Below are 4528 nucleotides of genomic sequence, written 5' to 3'. Positions count from 1 at the left end.
CAGCGGCCGACGCAGGGCGCGCGCACCACGCGAATGCCGGGACCGCTCGCACTTTGCAGGTCTTCGAGCAGCTTCTCGCCGCCGAGCATCGCGCAGGTCAGCGAATCGCAGACGCGGATCGTCAGCGGGGCGATGTCCGGCTCGCCCTCCTTCACCACGTCGAAATGCGCGTAGAAGGTCGCGGTCTCGAACACCTCCGCGAAGGCGAGCTTCATCTCGTCGGCGAGCGCGGCGAGATGCGCGGCAGAGATCTGGTGATATCTATCCTGGATCAGATGCAGATATTCGATCAGCAGATCGCGCCGCCGCGGCCTGTCGCCGAGCAGTTGCTCGATCTCGTGCGAGGCAGTGGGATCGACCTGGCGCCCTTTAGGGGTGGCCTTGGCGCGTCGGCGCCCCTCACCGGGGTGCTCGAACGGGCGGACCTTGTGCACGTCGTGGCTCATCGATTCGTCTCAATCTGTCTTTTAGAACAACTCCAGTTCTAGCCCTTGGCATGCCAGATGCCAAGGGAATTATCTTGCTCGCTGAAGCAGTTGGGCGCAGCCCAAGGCAAACCCTGGATCGCCGTACGGACCCGGTCTTGCGTTCGTCCAAGGCGCGAACCGATAGAACGAAGCCTGAATTGGTCTGGAGATCAATAAAGGCTTCCTATGCTGCGATAGCGAAATCGTATCGCGCTCCGCTTCGAGCCTTACCCTCCACGCCCCGGTGCTGACCAGGTCAGCTTTTGCCCATGCACTCCTCGATATAGAACCAGCGATCGTCACCCGCCAGGCCCTTGGCCTTCACGTCCTTGCGGCACTCCTTGAGCTTCGACTTGTTGGCGCTCCACTTGGCCTTCATGTCCTTGAGCTTCTGCGCGGTGAGCTTGATCTTGCCGGGCTTGGCCTCGGTCGCGGCGGGCGGCGTTACGGCCGGTGCCGCGGCTGTCTGCGCGGATGCGGATTGCAGGGCGCCGGCGACGAGCAGTATGGCGGCGGCACAAGCGAGTTTACGAACCATCGAATCCCCCAGGGTAAGCTTGAAACAATTGAAATGAGCAGCGGGAGCGCGCCCTCGGTGCGCTCCCGCTCGCGATGAATGTGCGATCAGAAGATCTTGACCGCGCTTTCCAGCGTCTTCCAGACACCCCAAGCCAAGGGAATGCCGACGAAGGCCCAGAACAGCCCCGCCCTGGCGTCGAGCCCGCCAAAGCCGATGCCGTAGGAGCCATGCGGCCCCGCAGCTGCAGCGCTGGCGCTCGCCGCCTGCAATTTGGCGACATCGGCGTCCTTCATGTGCCACTTCGAATCGACCGGCTTGATCAGGTAGTTGCAGATCAGGCCCGCGATCAGCATCGCGCACAGAATGTACATCGTGGTGTTGTAGAGCTGGTCGCGCGGCACGCCGGCCGCGAGTTGGAACTCGCGGATGTAGTTCACCACGACGGGGCCGATGATGCCCGCCGTCGACCATGCCGTCAGCAGCCGCCCGTGGATGGCGCCGACGAACTGGGTGCCGAACATGTCGGCGAGATAGGCCGGCACGGTGGCGAAGCCGCCGCCATACATCGACAGGATGATGCCGAAGCCGAGCACGAACAGCAGCTTCGAGCCCATCGCCGCAAAGGTCGGCGCCAGCGCGTAGAGCACGATGCCGAGGATGAAGAACGTGTAGTAAGTGTTCTTGCGCCCGATCTTGTCCGACAGCGACGCCCAGAAGAAGCGGCCGCCGATGTTGAACAACGAGAGCAATCCGGCGAAGCCCGCGGCGATCGCGGCAATCTGCGCCTTCTGCCCGGCGTCGAGCGCGTTGAAGCCGACGTCCGGAAGGCCGATCAGCTTGCCGGCGAAGATCTCTTGCAGCATGGGCGAGGCCATGCCGATCACGCCGATGCCGGCCGACACGTTCAGGCACAGCACCCACCAGATCAGCCAGAACTGCGGCGTCTTGTGCGCATCGTTGAGATGAACGTTGTTCTTCGAGATCATCGCGTTGGCCTTGGACGGCGGGGTCCAGCCCTCGGGCTGCCAGCCGGGCGGCGGCAGGCGATAGCGGAACGCGCCGATCATCATGAACACGAAGTAGATGACGCCCATCGCGACGAAGGTCTCCCAGACGCCGACCGAGGTCGGGGTCTTGAAGTAGTTCATCAAGAGGTTCGCCAGTGGCGCGCCGATCATGGCGCCACCGCCGAAGCCCATGATGGCCATGCCGGTCGCCATGCCGCGGCGATCGGGGAACCATTTGACGAGCGTCGACACCGGGGAGATGTAGCCGAGGCCGAGGCCGATACCGCCGATCACGCCCGAACCCAGCCACAACAGCCAAAGCTGATGGGTGTAAACTCCGATCGCACCGAGGAAGAGACCGCCGCACCAGCAGAGCGCCGAGACGAAGCCCGCCTTGCGCGGCCCCACGCGCTCCAGCCAGCCGCCCCACACCGCAGCCGCGATACCGAGCAGCACGAAGAACAGGGTGTACATCCATCCCATGCTGGCGACCTTCCAGTCGCAGCTGGTCGTGAACAGCTCCTGCCACAGCGACATGTCGGGGCAGGCTTTCGGCGCGCTGATGCCGATCGCGCGCGACAGCGGCAGCCAGAACACCGAGAAGCCGTAGGCCATGCCGATGCACAGATGGATGCACAGCGCCGCCGGCGGCACCAGCCAGCGATTGAAACCGGCCGTCGCTATCGTGCGTTCACGATCGAGAAAGCCGGAAGCACCAACCGGTGCAAGAACGGTATCGGCAGTCGTCATAAGCATTACCTCCCAAGCGCGGCCTTGCCGGCACATCGGTTTGAGACCAGTCGTGCGTGCTTGACAGCCGCGCATGACCGGTCGGACTTCATGCCGAAGCGGAATCGTGTGGTGCGCATCGCGTCATGTGCGCCGAGCTAGCAGCTGATCGCGGGTGATGTCCCTTCACCTTGCAAGCAGCGTTGCAGTGACGGCTATCGCGCCCCTCATCCCCCTCAACACCCTGTCTTGATATGAGCAACGCGCGTGCCAGAAGTCACATCGTGACGATTCAATGGCTTCCCGCAGTGCAATGTGCCGCGCCGGACAGAATGTCCTGAAATCCTCGGACAAAATGTCCCATCAGCTCGCTTCCGGCAGCCACACCGTGAACGTGCTCCCGGAACCGACGCGGCTTTCGGCGGTGATCTGTCCGCCCTGGCGCTTGATCAGCGTCTGGCTGATGGAGAGGCCCAGCCCGGTGCCCTGCCGCCGTTTCGTGGTGTAGAAGGGGTCGAATATCTTTTCGATCACCTCGGCGCTCATGCCGATGCCGGTATCCGTGACCTCAATGGCGACCCCTTGACGGCCGTCGCGCTCGACATCGAAGGAGCGTAGCGTCAGGGTTCCGCCGTCCGGCATGGCGTGGATGGCGTTGACGATGAGATTGACGAGGACCTGCTGCAGCTCGTTGCGATTCATCAGCACGAGCCGGTTGGCGCGGTCGTCCCTGGCCACGGCGATCTCGGTCTTGTTCAGGAGATGCTGCACCAGCGGCAGACAGTCGGAGATCACGCTCGTCGGCGCGTGGCGCTCGACATAGCCGGCATATTCCTCCGGCCTTGCAAACTGCAACAGCTTGGTCACGATCTGGCTGATGCGGTGAATCTGCTCGTCGAGCAGGCGAAACTCGATCTTCGCCTTGTCGGCATCGGCCCCGAACACGCTGCGGATGACGTCGAGATTGCCCTGCATCACCGCGATCGGATTGTTGATCTCGTGCGCAACGCCGGCGGTGATCTCGCCGATCGCAGCCAGCTTCTCGGACATGATGAGCTGCTTGGTGGTTGCCTCGAGCTTGAGATTGGCGTGCTCGAGGTCCCGCGTGCGCTCCCGCACGCGGACGTTCAACTCCTCATTCCATTCCCGGAGCTGTCGGTCGCGTTCCTGGATCTGGTCGAGCAGGCTGTCGAGATGAACGGCGACGCGGCCGATCTCGTCACCCAGCACCGGCATCTTGGTGCGGGCGGAGAGGTTGCCCCGCTCCACCTCGGTGATGGTCGCCGTGACGCGCTCCAGCGGCATGAAGATGGAGGTCGCCCAGCGCAGGAAGATCGGCACGGTTGCGGCGGTGATCGCGATGAACGCTGCGATGATGATCCCCAAGGTCTGGTATTTGGCTTCGCTGAACGGCTTCTCCAGAAAGCCGACATAGAGCATGCCGACCCGCTTGCCGTAACTGTCGACCAGCGGCTCGTAGGCGGAGATGTACCAGTCATTGACCACGAAGGCGCTATCGAGCCAGGTGCGTCCCTCGCCCAGCACGGCCGAGCGCACCGCCGCCGATACGCGCGTGCCGAGCGCGCGCCGTCCCTCGAACAGACGGACATTGGTCGATATCCGCACGTCATCTAGGAACAGCGTCGCGGTGCCCTGGCTGCCCTCCGGCAGGCTCGCCGCGCGATAGACGAGATCGTTGATCGTGTCGATGAATTCGAGGTTCTGGTTGAGCAGTGTGCCGCCGACCAGCGCAGCGGCGCCGCCGTCGGGTAGCATCGCCCGGCTCGCCGCATGCACGACCATGC

4 protein-coding genes are annotated in these 4528 nt (G+C 63.6%); all 4 read right to left on the bottom strand.

Annotated features, from left to right (window positions below; translation table 11 throughout):
- The coding region (locus MOV75_RS28370; RefSeq protein WP_247006999.1) for an NAD(P)H-dependent oxidoreductase subunit E at window positions 1–446 on the bottom strand (446 nt) is incomplete at its 3' end.
- A gap of 277 nt (window positions 447–723) precedes the next feature.
- Complete coding sequence (locus MOV75_RS28365) at window positions 724–1005, bottom strand: hypothetical protein (RefSeq protein ID WP_246923999.1); 282 nt, start codon at window positions 1003–1005, stop codon at window positions 724–726.
- Window positions 1006–1091: 86 nt separating this feature from the next.
- Window positions 1092–2744 (bottom strand): OFA family MFS transporter, encoded by a 1653-nt coding sequence (locus MOV75_RS28360; RefSeq protein WP_246923996.1) that lies wholly within the window; start codon window positions 2742–2744, stop codon window positions 1092–1094.
- Between the two features lie 342 nt (window positions 2745–3086).
- Window positions 3087–4528: cache domain-containing protein (locus tag MOV75_RS28355; protein WP_247006998.1), on the bottom strand; the 1442-nt coding region annotated here is incomplete at its 5' end.

This window comes from Bradyrhizobium sp. PRIMUS42, from assembly GCF_023006515.1.
GTDB lineage: Bacteria > Pseudomonadota > Alphaproteobacteria > Rhizobiales > Xanthobacteraceae > Bradyrhizobium.
This window is presented reverse-complemented; position numbering and strand designations above follow the sequence as displayed.